This is a genomic window from Streptomyces sp. GESEQ-4 (genome assembly GCF_017948455.1).
GTDB lineage: Bacteria > Actinomycetota > Actinomycetes > Streptomycetales > Streptomycetaceae > Streptomyces.
In genome coordinates this window covers 124243-138757 of record NZ_JAFFSU010000018.1, presented here as the reverse complement: position 1 = coordinate 138757, position 14515 = coordinate 124243, and the positions used below count along the sequence as shown (strand labels likewise).

The window sequence follows — 14515 nt, the reverse complement described above, 5'->3', positions numbered from 1 at the left end:
CTCGTTGATCGAGCCCCTACGACGGGGGCGGGCTCGGGGCGCCGGTGGCGCTCGGCGGCGGGGGCGGCGGGCGTGACGGGTCCCCCGGGTCGGTCGGCGACGGCTCGGTGGGGGTCGGGCTCGGGTCTGTCGAGGTCGGGGGCGGGTCGCTCGGTGTGGGCTCGGTGGGGGTCGGGTCGGGCGGGGTCGGGGTGGGGTCGGAGGTCGACGGGGGCGGGTGGCCGGGGGTGCCCGGGTGGGGCGGGGTGGGCGCGGTGCCGTAGCCCTCGATGGAGACGACGGCGCCGGCCGGTGAGATCGCCACGCGCGCGCTCCAGGGCCCGGACGGCTCGCGCAGCTGGTCGACGTACACCTTGATCGTCAACGAGTCGCCGGGGGCGAGGGTTCCCGCGGACTGGCTCAGATAGAGCCAGGGGGCGGCGGTGGTCGCGGACCAGCGGACGGGCGCGGAGCCGGTCGCGGTGAGGGTGAGGAACGTGGTGTCGCCGCTGTGGCCGGCCGTCACCTCGAGGTGGGCCTTCTTGGCGGCGCCGGTGACGCTGATGACCTCCACCGAGACGTCCGGCCTGCCGCCCGTCGCGAAGCGCGTGCCGGGCCTGGTGTCGGCGTTGCCGGCGTGCTCGTAGCCGCCGTCCGGCGTCTCGCCGTCCAGGCCGCCGGGACCGTACGCCTCGCTCGCGGTGGCCGAGCCGCCCTCCTGGCCCTCGGCGGCCGGTGTGCCGCGGTAGGCCGCCCACAGGGCGAGCACGGGTGCGGCCACGACGGTGGCGACCACGGTGGTCGTCAGGGCACGCGCGCGTAGCCGGTCTCTGCGGGCCGCGCGGTCCTTGGGGTCCATCGGGAAGCCGCGCCGGTCGAAGCGGGGAGCGGCGATCCGCGCGCGCGGGCCGTGCGCCAGGGCGATGTGCAGCTCCGCGCGGGGCGCTTCCAGGACGGGCAGCTCGGCGGTGGTGGCGTTCGCGCCGGGCCAGCGGCCGGGGATCGCGCGCTCGGCGGTACGGCGGCAGCGCGGACAGTCGTCGACGTGCCGCACCAGCTCACGGCGGACGGCGGCGCTGAGCACCAGCTGGTTGTCGCCGGTGAGGCGGGCGACGCCCGGGCAGCCGCCGGTCTCCACGACGGCGAGGGCGGCACGCGTGCGCTCCACCTCGCAGGCCGCGGAGGCGAGCAGTTCGCGGGCGGCGGCCAGGTCCAGGCCGAGGACGGCGGCGACCTCGTGCGCGGCGAGGTGGTGGCGCACGGCGAGTTCGAGCGCCTCGCGCTGCTCCGGGGTGGTGCCGGCGGCCTCCGGCCAGGCGAGCAGGGCGAGTTCGCACCGGCGCTGCTCCTGGACCTCTGGGGAGACAGGCGGCGCGGGGGACTCCTCGGTGCGCCGCCGGCCGCCGGTATGTCGTCCCGCGGCGTGGGTGGCCTGACGTTTCTGCTTGGCCTCGGCCAGCTTGCGCAGGCACGCCCAGCGGGCCAGCGCGTACAGCCAGGCCCTGCGGTCGCCCGCCGCGTCCGGGCCGTGCCGGCCACGCCGTTCGGCCAGTACGAGGACGTCTCCGAGGGCGGCGGTCGCCGCGTCGTGGTCGCACAGCACGGACAGGCAGTAGGTGAACAGGCCGTCCAGGTAGGGCTCGTAGCGCGCGGAGGGCCGCTGCGCCAGCGTGCGCGCGGCAGCACGGTCACGCGCCTCCCGGTGCGCCTTGTGTGCGCCGGTGGTGCGGGTCGTGGTCTGCGAACTGCTGCTCATCACCCGTGGACCGTAGGCGGCGGGGGTGGGCGGCTTCTCGCCCCTTGAGCACTTTTAATCCATACGGGTGAAACGATCCCTCATAAGGGGACAGGAACGCTGGATTCCATGGTTCGGGCGCCCATCACGGCGCCGACGGAACCGAGTGAGCACACGTCCGGCGGCAGCGTTGTCAGTGCTCCCGGCTACGGTTCTCCGCATGGCTGCCCGTACGAAATCCACCAAGGACCGCCCGTCCTACCGCTGCACGGAGTGCGGCTGGCAGACGGCGAAGTGGCTCGGTCGGTGCCCCGAGTGCCAGGCCTGGGGGACGATCGAGGAGTACGGCGCACCCGCGGTCCGCACGACGACACCGGGGCGCGTCACCACCTCCGCGCTCCCCATCGGCCAGGTCGACGGCCGTCAGGCCACCGCCCGCTCCACCGGAGTGCCCGAGCTGGACCGGGTGCTCGGCGGCGGCCTGGTCCCCGGCGCCGTGGTCCTCCTCGCGGGAGAGCCCGGCGTCGGCAAGTCGACGCTCCTGCTCGACGTGGCGGCCAAGGCAGCGAGCGACGAGCACCGCACGCTCTACGTCACGGGCGAGGAGTCGGCGAGCCAGGTCCGGCTGCGCGCCGACCGCATCAAGGCCCTCGACGACCACCTCTATCTGGCCGCCGAGACCGATCTGGCCGCCGTGCTCGGCCACTTGGACGCGGTGAAGCCGTCCCTGCTGATCCTCGACTCCGTGCAGACGGTGGCCTCCCCGGAGATCGACGGCGCACCCGGCGGCATGGCGCAGGTGCGCGAGGTGGCCGGGGCGCTGATCCGGGCCTCCAAGGAGCGCGGCATGTCCACGCTCCTTGTGGGCCATGTCACCAAGGACGGCGCCATCGCGGGACCCCGGCTCCTCGAGCACCTTGTGGATGTCGTCCTGAGCTTCGAGGGCGACCGGCACGCGCGCCTCAGGCTCGTACGAGGCGTCAAGAACCGGTACGGCGCCACGGACGAGGTCGGCTGCTTCGAGCTGCACGACGAGGGCATCACCGGCCTCACCGACCCGAGCGGCCTGTTCCTGACCAGGCGGGCCGAGCCGGTGCCCGGCACCTGCCTGACCGTCACGCTGGAGGGCCGCCGCCCCCTGGTCGCCGAAGTCCAGGCGCTGACCGTCGACTCCCAGATCCCCTCGCCCCGCCGCACCACATCCGGCCTGGAGACCTCCCGTGTCTCGATGATGCTGGCCGTCCTGGAGCAGCGGGGCAGAATCAGCGCGTTGGGCAAACGGGACATTTACTCCGCGACGGTCGGCGGAGTGAAGCTCTCCGAGCCCGCCGCGGATCTGGCCATCGCCCTCGCCCTGGCGTCGGCCGCGAGCGACACCCCCCTGCCGAAGAACCTCGTCGCGATCGGCGAAGTGGGGCTCGCGGGCGAGGTCAGACGGGTCACTGGCGTGCAGCGCAGACTCTCCGAAGCACACCGTCTGGGCTTCACGCACGCGCTCGTGCCGGGCGATCCCGGCAAGATCCCTGCCGGTATGAAGGTCCTGGAAGTGGCCGACATAGGGGAAGCCCTGAGAGTCCTTCCGCGCTCGCGTCGCCGAGACGCCCCACGGGACGAGGAGGAGCGCCGGTAGACTTTGCCCTGGTCTCGCCCGTGCGTACGAACCGAGTGTGCGAAACGGGAGTACCAGAAGTACCTGCGACCGGAGGAGTGCAGTGGCAGCCAACGACCGGGCGGCAGCTCCCGGAAAGTCCGGTGGGAGTTCCGGTGCCGATGGCCTGATGCGCGCCTCACTGAGCGCCGTGGCACCCGGCACGGCCATGCGCGACGGCCTTGAGCGGGTGCTCCGCGGCAACACCGGCGGTCTCATCGTGCTCGGCTTCGACAAGACCGTCGAGGCGATGTGCACGGGCGGATTCGTGCTGGACGTCGAGTTCACGGCCACGCGGCTGCGCGAGCTGTGCAAGCTCGACGGCGGCATCGTGCTCAACTCCGACCTGTCGAAGATCCTGCGGGCGGGCGTGCAGTTCGTCCCCGACGCGAGGATCCCGACCGAGGAGACGGGCACCCGGCACCGCACGGCGGACCGGGTCTCCAAGCAGGTCGGCTTCCCCGTCGTATCCGTCTCCCAGTCCATGCGGCTGATCGCGCTGTACGTCGACGGCCAGCGCCGCGTCCTGGAGGACTCGGCGGCGATCCTGTCCCGCGCGAACCAGGCGCTGGCGACCCTGGAGCGGTACAAGCTCCGCCTGGACGAGGTCGCGGGAACGTTGTCAGCGCTGGAGATCGAGGACCTGGTGACGGTCCGGGACGTCTCCGCCGTCGCCCAGCGCCTGGAGATGGTGCGCCGCATCGCCACCGAAATCGCCGAGTACGTAGTCGAACTGGGCACCGACGGACGGCTCCTGGCCCTCCAGCTCGACGAGCTGATCGCCGGCGTGGAGCCCGAGCGCGAGCTGGTCGTCCGGGACTACGTCCCCGAGCCCACCGCGAAACGCTCCCGCACAGTCGAGGAAGCCCTCTCCGAACTGGACGCCCTCCACCACGCCGAACTCCTCGAACTCCCCACGGTGGCACGGGCATTGGGCTACACCGGCTCCCCCGAAGCCCTCGACACCGCGGTATCACCACGCGGCTTCCGCCTCCTGGCAAAGGTCCCCCGCCTCCCGGGCGCCATCATCGACCGCCTCGTGGACCACTTCGGCGGCCTGCAGAAACTCCTCGCCGCGAGCGTGGACGACCTGCAGACGGTGGACGGAGTGGGCGAGGCAAGGGCACGAAGCGTACGGGAGGGCCTGTCGAGGCTGGCGGAGAGCTCGATCCTGGAGCGGTACGTCTAATCACGCAGTCGCTGCAGCGCCCCTTTAGGGGCGCGGGGAACTGCGCGACCAGCCACAACGAACCCGCAGCCGCCAAACGAAACCAATCGCGCCCCCACGCGAAGCGCAACGCTTAGTCCTTCTCCAGCACGAACGACGTCTGCGCCTTCGCAAACCCCGGCGCCGCAGCCTCCACCAAGTACGTCCCCGCCCCAGCCGCCCCCACCGAAGGCGTCGCGCACTGCGGAGCACTCCCCTTCCGGTCCCACTCCACCGTGTACGTGATGCTGCTACCGGCCGGCACCCGGTACAACAGGCTCCCGGAGGACCTCACGCAGTCCTCGGACGACCAGAAGTCGTCGTCCTCGCCCGCCTGAGTGATCGTCAACACCGTGCTCTTCGGCCCGAGATCGACCTTGCAGTCGGCCGCGGAGGAGTTCGTCGCGGTCAGTACGAGGGTCGGCGTCTGCCCCGGCCCGTACGCGTTGTGCACACTGCGCAGGCTCAACTTGACCGCTCCGGTGGTGCAGTTGGGCAGCGTGGACCCTGCCGGAAGCGTGTCCCCCGTACCGACACCACCACCGCTACCGGCACCGCCCTCGGACCCGCCACCCGCGGACCCGTCGTCGCCCCCACCGTCACCGTTGGCTCCGTCGGAGGTTCCGCCCGTGTCCCCGCCGCCCGAACCCGCTCCGGAGGAGGACCCGTTGGAGTCCCCGTCCCCCGTCTCGTCGCGCCCGCCCGGCGCCTGGCTGATCGCGGGTCCGGAGCCGGACGGTCCGGGCGTGATGGTGGACGGTGTGGGACTCGAGTCGCCGTTGCCCCCGTCGGCGCCGTTCTTGCCGCCGCCTCCGCCCATGGTGACGATCCAGGTGATCAGCAAGGCCAACAGGGCGATCACAGACAGCAGTACGGCCCTCCGACGCCAGTAGATGGAGGAGGGAAGCGGCCCGACCGGATTGCGCAGAGATCCCACGGCGCAAACTGTACGAGAGATCGGCGCCGCCGCTGCCCTCACCCGCCGCCCTGCGGAAACTTTTCCAGATCATCATTCCGCCCGACGCCACCGGACAGCAGGGGATGCGGCGCACACTCACGACCGCCTCACACCGGCGACCCACCGACCGGCCGTGGCCAAAGCAGCCCAAGCGGCACGGGCCGTGGCAGGATCGGAAGGCCATGACTGCGCCCACGATGCCCCAGCCCCCGCACCGCGCCGACACCGCCGCCGACCGTCTTCTCGGCGAGCCCCTGCACTCCCCCGTCATCGCCTGGTTCGACGAGCACGCCCGCGATCTGCCGTGGCGGCGGCCCGAAGCCGGGCCATGGGGGGTGATGGTCAGCGAGTTCATGCTCCAGCAGACCCCGGTGGGCCGCGTCCGGCCCGTCTACGAGCAGTGGCTGGCCCGCTGGCCCCGCCCCGCCGACCTGGCGAAGGAGGCTCCCGGCGAGGCCGTCCGCGCCTGGGGCCGGCTCGGCTACCCGCGCCGCGCGCTGCGGCTGCACGGCGCCGCCGTCGCCATAACGGAACGGCACGGCGGTGACGTACCGACGGATCACGCCCAGTTGCTGGCGCTGCCCGGCATCGGGGAGTACACGGCCGCCGCGGTCGCCTCCTTCGCGTACGGCCAGCGGCATGCCGTGCTCGACACCAATGTCCGCCGGGTCTTCGCCCGCGCGGTCACCGGCGTCCAGTACCCGCCGAACGCCACGACAGCCGCCGAGCGCAAGCTCGCCCGCGCGCTGCTGCCCGAGGACGAGCGGACCGCCGCCCGCTGGGCCGCCGCATCGATGGAACTCGGCGCGCTGGTGTGCACCGCGAAGAACGAGACCTGCCACCGCTGCCCCATCGCCGCCCAGTGCGCCTGGCAGCTCGCGGGCAAGCCCGAGCACGAAGGGCCGCCGCGCCGCGGGCAGACGTACGCGGGAACCGACCGCCAGGTACGCGGCAAGCTCCTCGCCGTGCTGCGCGACGCCCACGCGCCGGTCCCGCAGTCCGTCCTCGACCGGGTGTGGCACGAGCCGGTGCAGCGCGCCCGTGCCCTAGACGGCCTCGTCGCGGACGGGTTGGTGGAGCCGCTGGCGGGCGGTCTGTACCGGCTGCCGCTGAGCTGACGTACAGCCGAGTCACAACGCACCACAGGGAAACCTCAGCCCCGCCCACCCCCAAATCACCCCATACCCAACCCATCTCACCTGCACGTTTATGTCCGTCCTACCTCTGTTACACAACCGACGGACAGCCGAGCGCTAGCCGCAGGCTGCTTCGCACAGCGCCGTGACAACGCCTCCGTAGCTTCATTTCTGTGCCCGACGGGGTGGCACAGCTACAGAAGCACGGGGATGGAGGCGGTCGATCATGGAGCAGCGCGAGGTGGGCGCAGTGGGCGAGGTGCTCGAGTTCGAGGAGTACGTCCGTACCCGGCAGGACGCGCTGCTGCGCAGTGCCCGCCGCCTGGTCCCGGACCCTGTCGACGCGCAGGACCTGCTCCAGACCGCGCTGGTACGGACGTACGGCCGCTGGGAGGGCATAGCCGACAAGCGGCTGGCGGACGCCTATCTGCGCCGCGTGATGATCAACACGCGGACCGAGTGGTGGCGGGCGCGCAAGCTGGAGGAGGTGCCGACCGAGCAGCTCCCGGACGCCTGCGTCGACGACGCCACCGAGCAGCACGCCGACCGTGCCCTGCTGATGGACATCATGAAGGTGCTGGCTCCCAAGCAGCGCAGTGTCGTGGTGCTGCGACACTGGGAGCAGATGTCCACGGAGGAGACGGCCGCCGCCCTCGGCATGTCGGCCGGAACGGTCAAGAGCACGCTGCACCGGGCGCTCGCCCGGCTCCGCGAGGAGCTGGAGCGCCGCGATCTGGACGCACGCGCGCTGGAGCGTGAGGAGCAGGAGCGGTGCGCGGCTTGACCGACCCGGATCCCGAAGCGGGCCAACGGGCCCCCGCGGGTCGGGGCACCTTGCAGGCGGCGTTCACGGCGGTGGCCGTGCTCGCCGCCCTCGCCCTTTTCATGTCCGCCTGCGGCACCGGCGGCACCGGCGCCCGTGACGAGGGCCCCGCATACGCCGAGGCGGCGGGCGCGAGCGTGTCACCTCCCGCCTCGGCCTCTCCGACCCCGGACAGTCTGGGCGCCGTCAAGCTGGTACAGGACGACCCGACCGTGTCGGCCGGGGTCAAACGCGAGCTGAAGCCCTGTATCGGCGACGAGTACCCGGTCGACGTGTCGTACGGCGATCTGACCGGAGGAGCCTCGCACGACGTCGTCGTCAATGTACTGACCTGCGAAGACGCTGTAGGAGTCGGCTCGTATGTGTATCGCGAGGAAGACGGGCGGTACGAGAATGTGTTCAGGGCCGAGGAACCGCCGGTCTATGCCGAGATAGACCGCGGCGACCTGGTGGTGACCAAGCAGGTGTACGAGAAGGGCGACCCGGTGTCGAGTCCGTCCGCCCAGTATGTGATCACGTACCGCTGGCTGGCGTCGGGCCACTTCGCCGAGGAGGACCGCACACGCAACGACTACAGCAGCGGCGTCGGCGGGGATCCGACCCAGGCACCGGAGACCAGCTGAGGCGTGAACCGATCGGGCGGGCCGGGACGATCCCTCAGTGAACCGCTCGCCCGATTCCTACGTCAGCACAGTGAACGCACCAGCACAGTGAACGCACCACGAGACCCATACGAGGACAGAGAGCACCGGGATGGCAGACCAGACCCACGTCTTGTTCGTCGAGGACGACGACGTCATCCGTGAGGCCACTCAGCTCGCCCTGGAGCGGGACGGCTTCGCGGTCACCGCGATGCCCGACGGGCTGGCCGGCCTGGAGGCGTTCCGGGCGAACCGCCCCGACATCGCCCTGCTCGACGTGATGGTCCCGGGCCTGGACGGCGTCAGCCTGTGCCGCCGCATCCGGGACGAGTCGACGGTGCCGGTGATCATGCTGTCCGCGCGGGCGGACTCCATCGACGTCGTGCTGGGTCTGGAAGCCGGCGCGGACGACTATGTGACCAAGCCGTTCGACGGTGCCGTGCTGGTCGCGCGGATCCGGGCGGTGCTGCGCCGCTTCGGGCACGCGGGCGGCGCCGGGCAGCCGGAGGAGCCCGAATCCCTGTCGGCCGGCGGCGTGCTGACCTTCGGTGAGCTGGAGATCGACACCGAGGGCATGGAGGTGCGCAAGGGCGGGCAGCCGGTGGCGCTGACGCCCACGGAGATGCGGCTGCTCCTGGAGTTCTCGTCGGCGCCGGGCACGGTCCTGTCGCGGGACAAGCTCCTGGAGCGTGTGTGGGACTACGGCTGGGGCGGTGACACGCGCGTGGTGGACGTCCATGTGCAGCGGCTGCGTACGAAGATCGGCCAGGACCGTATCGAGACGGTTCGCGGCTTCGGCTACAAGTTGAAGGCCTGAGCAGGGGTATGCGGGGGATCTTGGGGCGCCTGCTCCCGGCGCGATGGGCCCGCACGGGCATCCGTACGGGCGTGCGGTGGAAGCTGAGCGCGGCGATCGCGTTCGTCGGTGCGCTGGTGGCGATCGCGCTGAGCCTGGTCGTGCACAACGCGGCCCGGGTCTCGATGCTGGACAACGCACGGGAGCTGGCCGACGAGCGGATCCAGATCGCCCAGCGCAACTACGAGCTGTCCAAACGGCCGAACTTCCCGAACGTCGAGATCAACGATCCTGACCTGCCGCCCGAGCTGCGGCTGAAGGTCGAGCAGGGCCGCCGGGCCACCTATGTGACCGACCACAAGGGCGGCGTGCCGGACATATGGGCCGCCGTGCCAGTCACGGACGGGCGGGTGCTGTCCCTGCACACCGGGTTCACCGACCGCAGCACCGACATCCTCAACGACCTCGACCAGGCCCTCGTCATCGGCTCCATCACCGTCGTCCTCGGCGGCAGCGCGCTCGGTGTGCTCATCGGCGGACAGCTGTCGCGCCGGCTGCGCAAGGCGGCGGCCGCGGCGAACCAGGTCGCCAAGGGCGAGACGGACGTCCGAGTGCGGGACGCGATCGGCGGTGTCGTACGGGACGAGACCGACGACCTGGCCAGCGCGGTGGACGCCATGACGGACGCCTTGCAGCTGCGGCTGGAGGCCGAGCGCCGGGTCACCGCCGATATCGCACACGAGCTGCGCACGCCGGTGACCGGGCTGCTGACCGCGGCCGAGCTGCTGCCGCCGGGCCGGCCGACCGAGCTGGTCCTGGACCGGGCGAAGGCCATGCGCACGCTGGTGGAGGACGTCCTGGAGGTGGCACGCCTCGACGGTGCCTCGGAGCGGGCCGAGCTGCAGGACATCATGCTGGGCGAGTTCGTCAGCCGGCGGGTGGCGGCGAAGGACCCGGCCATCGAGGTGCGCGTGGTCCATGAGTCGGAGGTCACCACCGACCCGCGGCGCCTGGAGCGCGTGCTGTTCAACCTGCTCGCCAACGCCGCCCGGCACGGCAAGCCGCCCATCGAGGTCACCGTCGAGGGCCGGGTCATCCGGGTCCGCGACCACGGTCCCGGCTTCCCCGAGGAGCTCCTCGCCGAGGGGCCGAGCCGCTTCCGTACCGGCCGCAGCGACCGCTCCGGCCACGGCCACGGCCTCGGCCTGACCATCGCCGCCGGCCAGGCCCGCGTCCTGGGCGCCCGGCTGACCTTCCGCAACATCCGCCCGGCGGGCGCGCCGGAGCACGTACCGGCCGAGGGCGCGGTGGCCGTGCTGTGGCTGCCGGAGCATGCGCCGACGAGCACGGGCAGCTATCAGATGTTGCCGTAGGGCTCCGCCTCAGCAGGACCAGTCCTTGCCCAGGTCGAGGCCTCCTTCGCGCGGCTGGGTGAAGGAGAACCAGTTCCCGGAGTCGTCGCGGAACAGCGCCTCCGTGCCGTAGGGGCGCTCCTGCGGCTCCTGGAGGAACTCCACACCCCGGTCCTTGAACTTCTTGACGTCGCCGTGGATGTCGTCGGTGGTCAGCACGCCCGCTCCGAGCGCCCCCTTGGCCACCAGCTTCCTGATCATCTCGGCGGACTCGGGGTCCATGCCGGGCCCGTCCGGCACCATCAGTGTGAGCTCGACATCGGGCTGCTCCGGGGAGCCGACGGTGAGCCAGCGCATGCCGCCCTCGCCCATGGTCATGTCCCTGCGGACCTCGAGGCCCAGCTTCTCGGTGTAGAACTCCTTGGCCCGGTCCTGGTCGAGGACCCAGACGGTCGCGATCTTGAGACCCTTGATCATGGCGCGCTCCTGTCGGCCGCTGTCGTGCTTGCCCTGTCACCGTAGGAGGCGGGGCCGTCAGCCCGCTTCTTCAGAATTGCGCTGTGATCCGGGGGCGACGGTCCGGAAGCCTCCGGCCCAGTGCATGACGTAGCAGCCCGGTATGAGGGCGGTACCGCGGCCCAGGTGTTTGGTCCGGTACGCGGTGGGCGTCAGTCCGGTCAGTGCCTTGAACCGGCTCGAGAACGTGCCCAGGCTGCTGAAGCCGACCAGGTGGCAGATCTCCGTGACCGTCAGATCCGCGGTACGCAGCAGATCCTCGGCCCGCTCGATCCGGCGGTGCGTCAGATACTGGCCGGGCGTCTCGCCGTACGCCGCCTTGAAAGCCCGTATGAAGTGATAGCGCGAGTACCCGGCATGCGCCGCCACCGCGTCCAGATCGAGGGACGGCTCGGCCCAGTCGCGGTCCATGGCGTCCTTGGCCAGGCGCAGCGGCCGCATCGTGTCCATGGCCCGATGGTGGCACGCGGCACTGACAACGGCCCCCGGGGTGCACACCCCGGGGGCCGTTGGCTCACCGCCCGTTCAGACCGTCTCGGTCGCCGGCGCCCGCACCGCCGTACCGCCCGGGGAGTCCTCGCTCGGGGAGTCCTCCTTCGGCCCCGCTCCCTTCAGCGGCACCTCCTTCACGAAGACCGCCGCGACCAGCGCGATCACGGCCACCACGGCTCCCAGCAGGAACGCCGAGTGGGTGCCCGCCGACACCGCGTGCTGGTACGCCTCACGCGCCGCCTCCGGCAGCTTCGCCAGGCTCGCCGCGTCCAGCTGGGCGGACTGCTCGGTCACCTTGGAGCCCAGCGCACCGGCCCGGTCGGCCATGACGTCCTGGACCCGGTGGTTGAACAGCGCACCCATGATCGCGACGCCGAAGGAGGAGCCGAGGGTGCGGAAGAGGGTGGTGGACGAGGACGCGACGCCCATGTCCTTCATCTCCACGCTGTTCTGCGCGACCAGCATGGTGATCTGCATCAGGCAGCCCATGCCGAGTCCGACGACGGCCATGAACACGCCGGACGTGAGCCGCGAGGTTCCGGTGTCCATCGTCGACAGCAGATACAGCCCGACGGCCATCAGCGCACTGCCGACGACCGGGAAGACGTAGTACCGACCGGTGTTGGTGGTCACCCGCCCCGCGACCATCGACGTCACCAGCATCGCGCCGAGCATCGGCAGGAGCAGCAGCCCGGAGTTGGTCGCGGACGCGCCCTGCACGGACTGCTGGTAGAGCGGCAGGAACAGCGTGGCGCCGAACATCACGAACCCGACGATGAAGCCGATGATCGACATGAGCGTGAAGTTCCGGCTGCGGAAGATGTGCAGCGGCAGCACCGGTTCGGCGGCCTTGGTCTGCCAGAACACGAACCCGACGAGCGCGGCGACCCCGATGCCGATCAGCTCCATGATCCGCGCGGACGTCCAGGCGTACTCCGTACCGCCCCAGGTGGTGACCAGCACGATCGCGGTGATGCCGACCGTCAGCAGGCCCGCGCCCAGGTAGTCGATCTGCGTCTGTGCCCGCTTCTTCGGCAGGTGCAGTACGGCGCTGATGGCGAGGAGCGCGACGATGCCCAGCGGCAGGTTGATGTAGAAGGCCCAGCGCCAGCCCCAGTGGTCGGTGATGGTGCCGCCGACCAGCGGACCGCCGATCATCGCGAGCGCCATGACGCCGGCCATCATGCCCTGGTACTTGCCTCGCTCGCGCGGCGGTATGAGGTCGCCGATGATCGCCATGACGCCGACCATGAGCCCACCGGCACCGAGGCCCTGCACGGCGCGGAAGCCGATCAGCTGCCCCATGTCCTGAGCCATGCCGCTGAGCGCGGAGCCGATCAGGAAGAGCACGATCGAGCTCATGAAGATGCCCTTGCGGCCGTACATGTCGCCGAGCTTGCCCCACAGCGGGGTGGAGGCCGCGGTCGCCAAGGTGTACGCCGTCACCACCCACGACAGATGCTCAAGGCCGCCCAGCTCACCGACGATCGTCGGCATCGCGGTGCCGATGATCATGTTGTCGAGCATCGCGAGCATCATCGCGATCATGAGCGCGAAGAGCACGACCCGCACGCTCCTGGGCCGACCGCCCGCCTCGTCTGTGACTGTCTCTGTCGCCACCATCGTTCCCACTCCCCCGGCACCGCTACTTACTTGCCGCCCGGCTAGTTGTCTACACTCGGAAGGTAGAGGCGTAACTAGCCGGGCGTCAAGTAAGTTTTCTGGAAAGCCGAGGAGTACGAGGATGGGCGGCACCATGGACGGCACCAAGCACCGGCGCCGCGGGGACACCCGCCAGCGCATCCAGGACATCGCCCTCGAACTCTTCGCCGAGCAGGGCTACGAGAAGACCTCCCTGCGGGAGATCGCCGAGCGCCTCGATGTCACGAAGGCGGCGCTCTACTACCACTTCAAGACCAAGGAAGAGATCCTCGTCAGCCTCTTCGAGGACCTGACGAAGCCGATCGAGGACCTGACCGAGTGGGGCAAGCGGCAGCCGCACACCCTGGAGACGAAGCAGGAGATCGTACGGCGCTACGGCCGGATCCTGTCCGAGGCGGCGCCGCTGTTCCAGTTCATGCAGGAGAACCAGGCGACCGTACGGGAACTGAGCATCGGCGAGATGTTCAAGAACCGCATGATGGGCATGCGCGACATCATCATCGACCCCGATGCCGACCTGGTCGACCAGGTCCGCTGCATCAGCGCCCTGTTCACGATGCACGCCGGGATGTTCGTCCTGCGGGACGTCGAAGGCGACCCCGAGGACAAGCGCAAGGCCGTCCTCGAGGTCGCGATCGATCTGGTGACACAGGCGCACACCGGAAGCCGGAACGCCTAGAGCGCCAGGCCCTTGCCGCGCAGGAAGGCGACCGGGTCGATGGCGGAGCCGTAGTTCGCGGTCGTACGGACCTCGAAGTGCAGGTGAGGGCCGCTGGAGTTGCCGGTGTTGCCGGACAGGGCTATCCGCTGGCCGGTCTTCACGATCTGGCCGGACTTGACGTTGATCTTCGACAGGTGGGCGTACTGGGAGTACGTCCCGTTGCCGTGCTTGATGACGACGGCGTTGCCGTAGGCGGGGCCGTCACCGGCGCCGTTGCCGCCGGCCTTGACGACCGTGCCGCCGTGCGCGGCCTTGACGACGGTGCCGCTGGGCACGGCGAAGTCCTGACCGCTGTGGGTGGACTGCCACATGGCGCCGTTCGCCGCGAAGCTCGCGGACTTGGTGTACTTCGCGACCGGCTTGACCCAGGACGTGGCCTTCTTCGCGGCGGCGGTGGGCGCGGCCTTGGCGACCGTGCCCTGCGCGGCGGTCGCGACTCCGGCCCCCAGCACGACCGAGGCACCGACGGCGGCAGCCATGACGGCCCCACGGGTGCGGAGCAGGGACGTACGGGAAGAGCGAGCGGAGACGCGCTGGAACATCGGAACCTCACGGGGGAAGGGGACAGAAAACCACCCGGCGCACAGGCGGCCGCCGGATGGGACACCCCTTGGTACCCCCACCGCCCAGAGACCCCCAAACCCCCGATCTACGACGGAACCTAGTACTTCATCGCAAAACTTCACGGTTATTGACAGAACAACCATCGAGCGCAAATCGACCCATGAGGGCAGAACCGCCCCACTCGCCCGCACCAATAGTCCTTTTTGCCCGAACGGCGGTTTCCACTATTCCCTCTAGTACCGGGCAAATCGCCTGTGCGGCTTGTCACCGGGCGACCACCCGCGG

Annotated in this window: 14 protein-coding genes; 8 read left to right on the top strand and 6 right to left on the bottom strand. The window is 70.6% G+C overall.

The features are described 5' to 3' along the window. Positions 1–16 precede the first annotated feature (16 nt). Positions 17–1735, bottom strand: a complete 1719-nt coding sequence (locus tag KCH48_RS29835; RefSeq protein WP_210578036.1) for a sigma-70 family RNA polymerase sigma factor — start codon at positions 1733–1735, stop codon at positions 17–19. A 199-nt stretch (positions 1736–1934) separates the two neighbouring features. Between KCH48_RS29835 and radA the strand changes: the two genes are divergently transcribed. Beyond that, positions 1935–3344 carry a DNA repair protein RadA gene (gene radA / locus KCH48_RS29830; RefSeq protein WP_210578003.1) on the top strand — a complete coding sequence of 470 codons (1410 nt, stop codon included), beginning with the start codon at positions 1935–1937 and terminating at the stop codon, positions 3342–3344. Positions 3345–3426: 82 nt separating this feature from the next. After that, a complete protein-coding gene (disA, locus tag KCH48_RS29825; protein WP_210578002.1) occupies positions 3427–4551 on the top strand; it encodes a DNA integrity scanning diadenylate cyclase DisA in 1125 nt (374 codons plus the stop codon). A gap of 112 nt (positions 4552–4663) precedes the next feature. On the opposite strand, the gene KCH48_RS29820 is transcribed toward disA, so the two are convergent. Next, entirely contained in the window at positions 4664–5506 is an 843-nt protein-coding gene (locus KCH48_RS29820; RefSeq protein WP_210578001.1) for a hypothetical protein, read from the bottom strand. 203 nt (positions 5507–5709) lie between these two features. Between KCH48_RS29820 and KCH48_RS29815 the strand changes: the two genes are divergently transcribed. From KCH48_RS29815 to cseC, 5 genes are all read left to right on the top strand, one after another. Further along, positions 5710–6645: an A/G-specific adenine glycosylase gene (locus tag KCH48_RS29815; protein ID WP_210578000.1), complete on the top strand. Its 936-nt coding sequence runs from the start codon at positions 5710–5712 to the stop codon at positions 6643–6645. A gap of 244 nt (positions 6646–6889) precedes the next feature. Then, positions 6890–7447, top strand: a complete 558-nt coding sequence (locus KCH48_RS29810) for a SigE family RNA polymerase sigma factor (RefSeq protein ID WP_210577999.1) — start codon at positions 6890–6892, stop codon at positions 7445–7447. Beyond that, positions 7435–8109: a hypothetical protein gene (locus tag KCH48_RS29805; protein ID WP_210577998.1), complete on the top strand. Its 675-nt coding sequence runs from the start codon at positions 7435–7437 to the stop codon at positions 8107–8109. Before KCH48_RS29810 ends, KCH48_RS29805 begins: the two co-directional genes overlap by 13 nt. Before the next feature lie 130 nt (positions 8110–8239). Further along, positions 8240–8944 carry a two-component system response regulator CseB gene (cseB, locus tag KCH48_RS29800; protein ID WP_210577997.1) on the top strand — a complete coding sequence of 235 codons (705 nt, stop codon included), beginning with the start codon at positions 8240–8242 and terminating at the stop codon, positions 8942–8944. An 8-nt stretch (positions 8945–8952) separates the two neighbouring features. Then, the gene (gene cseC, locus KCH48_RS29795) at positions 8953–10296 is read left to right on the top strand and encodes a two-component system sensor histidine kinase CseC (protein WP_210577996.1); all 1344 of its coding nucleotides are present in this window, start codon (positions 8953–8955) and stop codon (positions 10294–10296) included. 9 nt (positions 10297–10305) lie between these two features. Here the strand turns inward: cseC and KCH48_RS29790 are convergent, their stop codons facing one another. The 3 genes from KCH48_RS29790 to KCH48_RS29780 form a co-directional block, all read right to left on the bottom strand. Beyond that, positions 10306–10752, bottom strand: a complete 447-nt coding sequence (locus KCH48_RS29790) for a VOC family protein (RefSeq protein WP_210577995.1) — start codon at positions 10750–10752, stop codon at positions 10306–10308. Positions 10753–10809: 57 nt separating this feature from the next. Further along, positions 10810–11241 carry a helix-turn-helix transcriptional regulator gene (locus KCH48_RS29785; RefSeq protein WP_246886075.1) on the bottom strand — a complete coding sequence of 144 codons (432 nt, stop codon included), beginning with the start codon at positions 11239–11241 and terminating at the stop codon, positions 10810–10812. 75 nt (positions 11242–11316) lie between these two features. Further along, a complete protein-coding gene (locus KCH48_RS29780; protein WP_210577994.1) occupies positions 11317–12906 on the bottom strand; it encodes an MDR family MFS transporter in 1590 nt (529 codons plus the stop codon). A 121-nt stretch (positions 12907–13027) separates the two neighbouring features. Between KCH48_RS29780 and KCH48_RS29775 the strand changes: the two genes are divergently transcribed. After that, the gene (locus KCH48_RS29775) at positions 13028–13624 is read left to right on the top strand and encodes a TetR/AcrR family transcriptional regulator (RefSeq protein WP_210577993.1); all 597 of its coding nucleotides are present in this window, start codon (positions 13028–13030) and stop codon (positions 13622–13624) included. On the opposite strand, the gene KCH48_RS29770 is transcribed toward KCH48_RS29775, so the two are convergent. Further along, positions 13621–14208, bottom strand: coding sequence for a M23 family metallopeptidase (locus KCH48_RS29770; protein WP_210577992.1), 588 nt, complete (start codon positions 14206–14208; stop codon positions 13621–13623). The genes KCH48_RS29775 and KCH48_RS29770 overlap by 4 nt on opposite strands. Positions 14209–14515: the final 307 nt, after the last annotated feature.

What these genes read in the sequence shown, in the direction of transcription:
- KCH48_RS29785 (WP_246886075.1), bottom strand. Translation starts at nt 11,241, where the DNA reads ATGGACACGATGCGGCCGCTGCGCCTGGCCAAGGACGCCATGGACCGC.
- KCH48_RS29810 (WP_210577999.1), top strand. Translation starts at nt 6,890, where the DNA reads ATGGAGCAGCGCGAGGTGGGCGCAGTGGGCGAGGTGCTCGAGTTCGAG.
- cseC (WP_210577996.1), top strand. Translation starts at nt 8,953, where the DNA reads ATGCGGGGGATCTTGGGGCGCCTGCTCCCGGCGCGATGGGCCCGCACG.
- KCH48_RS29770 (WP_210577992.1), bottom strand. Translation starts at nt 14,208, where the DNA reads ATGTTCCAGCGCGTCTCCGCTCGCTCTTCCCGTACGTCCCTGCTCCGC.
- KCH48_RS29780 (WP_210577994.1), bottom strand. Translation starts at nt 12,906, where the DNA reads ATGGTGGCGACAGAGACAGTCACAGACGAGGCGGGCGGTCGGCCCAGG.
- radA (WP_210578003.1), top strand. Translation starts at nt 1,935, where the DNA reads ATGGCTGCCCGTACGAAATCCACCAAGGACCGCCCGTCCTACCGCTGC.
- KCH48_RS29790 (WP_210577995.1), bottom strand. Translation starts at nt 10,752, where the DNA reads ATGATCAAGGGTCTCAAGATCGCGACCGTCTGGGTCCTCGACCAGGAC.
- KCH48_RS29815 (WP_210578000.1), top strand. Translation starts at nt 5,710, where the DNA reads ATGACTGCGCCCACGATGCCCCAGCCCCCGCACCGCGCCGACACCGCC.
- cseB (WP_210577997.1), top strand. Translation starts at nt 8,240, where the DNA reads ATGGCAGACCAGACCCACGTCTTGTTCGTCGAGGACGACGACGTCATC.
- KCH48_RS29835 (WP_210578036.1), bottom strand. Translation starts at nt 1,735, where the DNA reads ATGAGCAGCAGTTCGCAGACCACGACCCGCACCACCGGCGCACACAAG.
- KCH48_RS29775 (WP_210577993.1), top strand. Translation starts at nt 13,028, where the DNA reads ATGGGCGGCACCATGGACGGCACCAAGCACCGGCGCCGCGGGGACACC.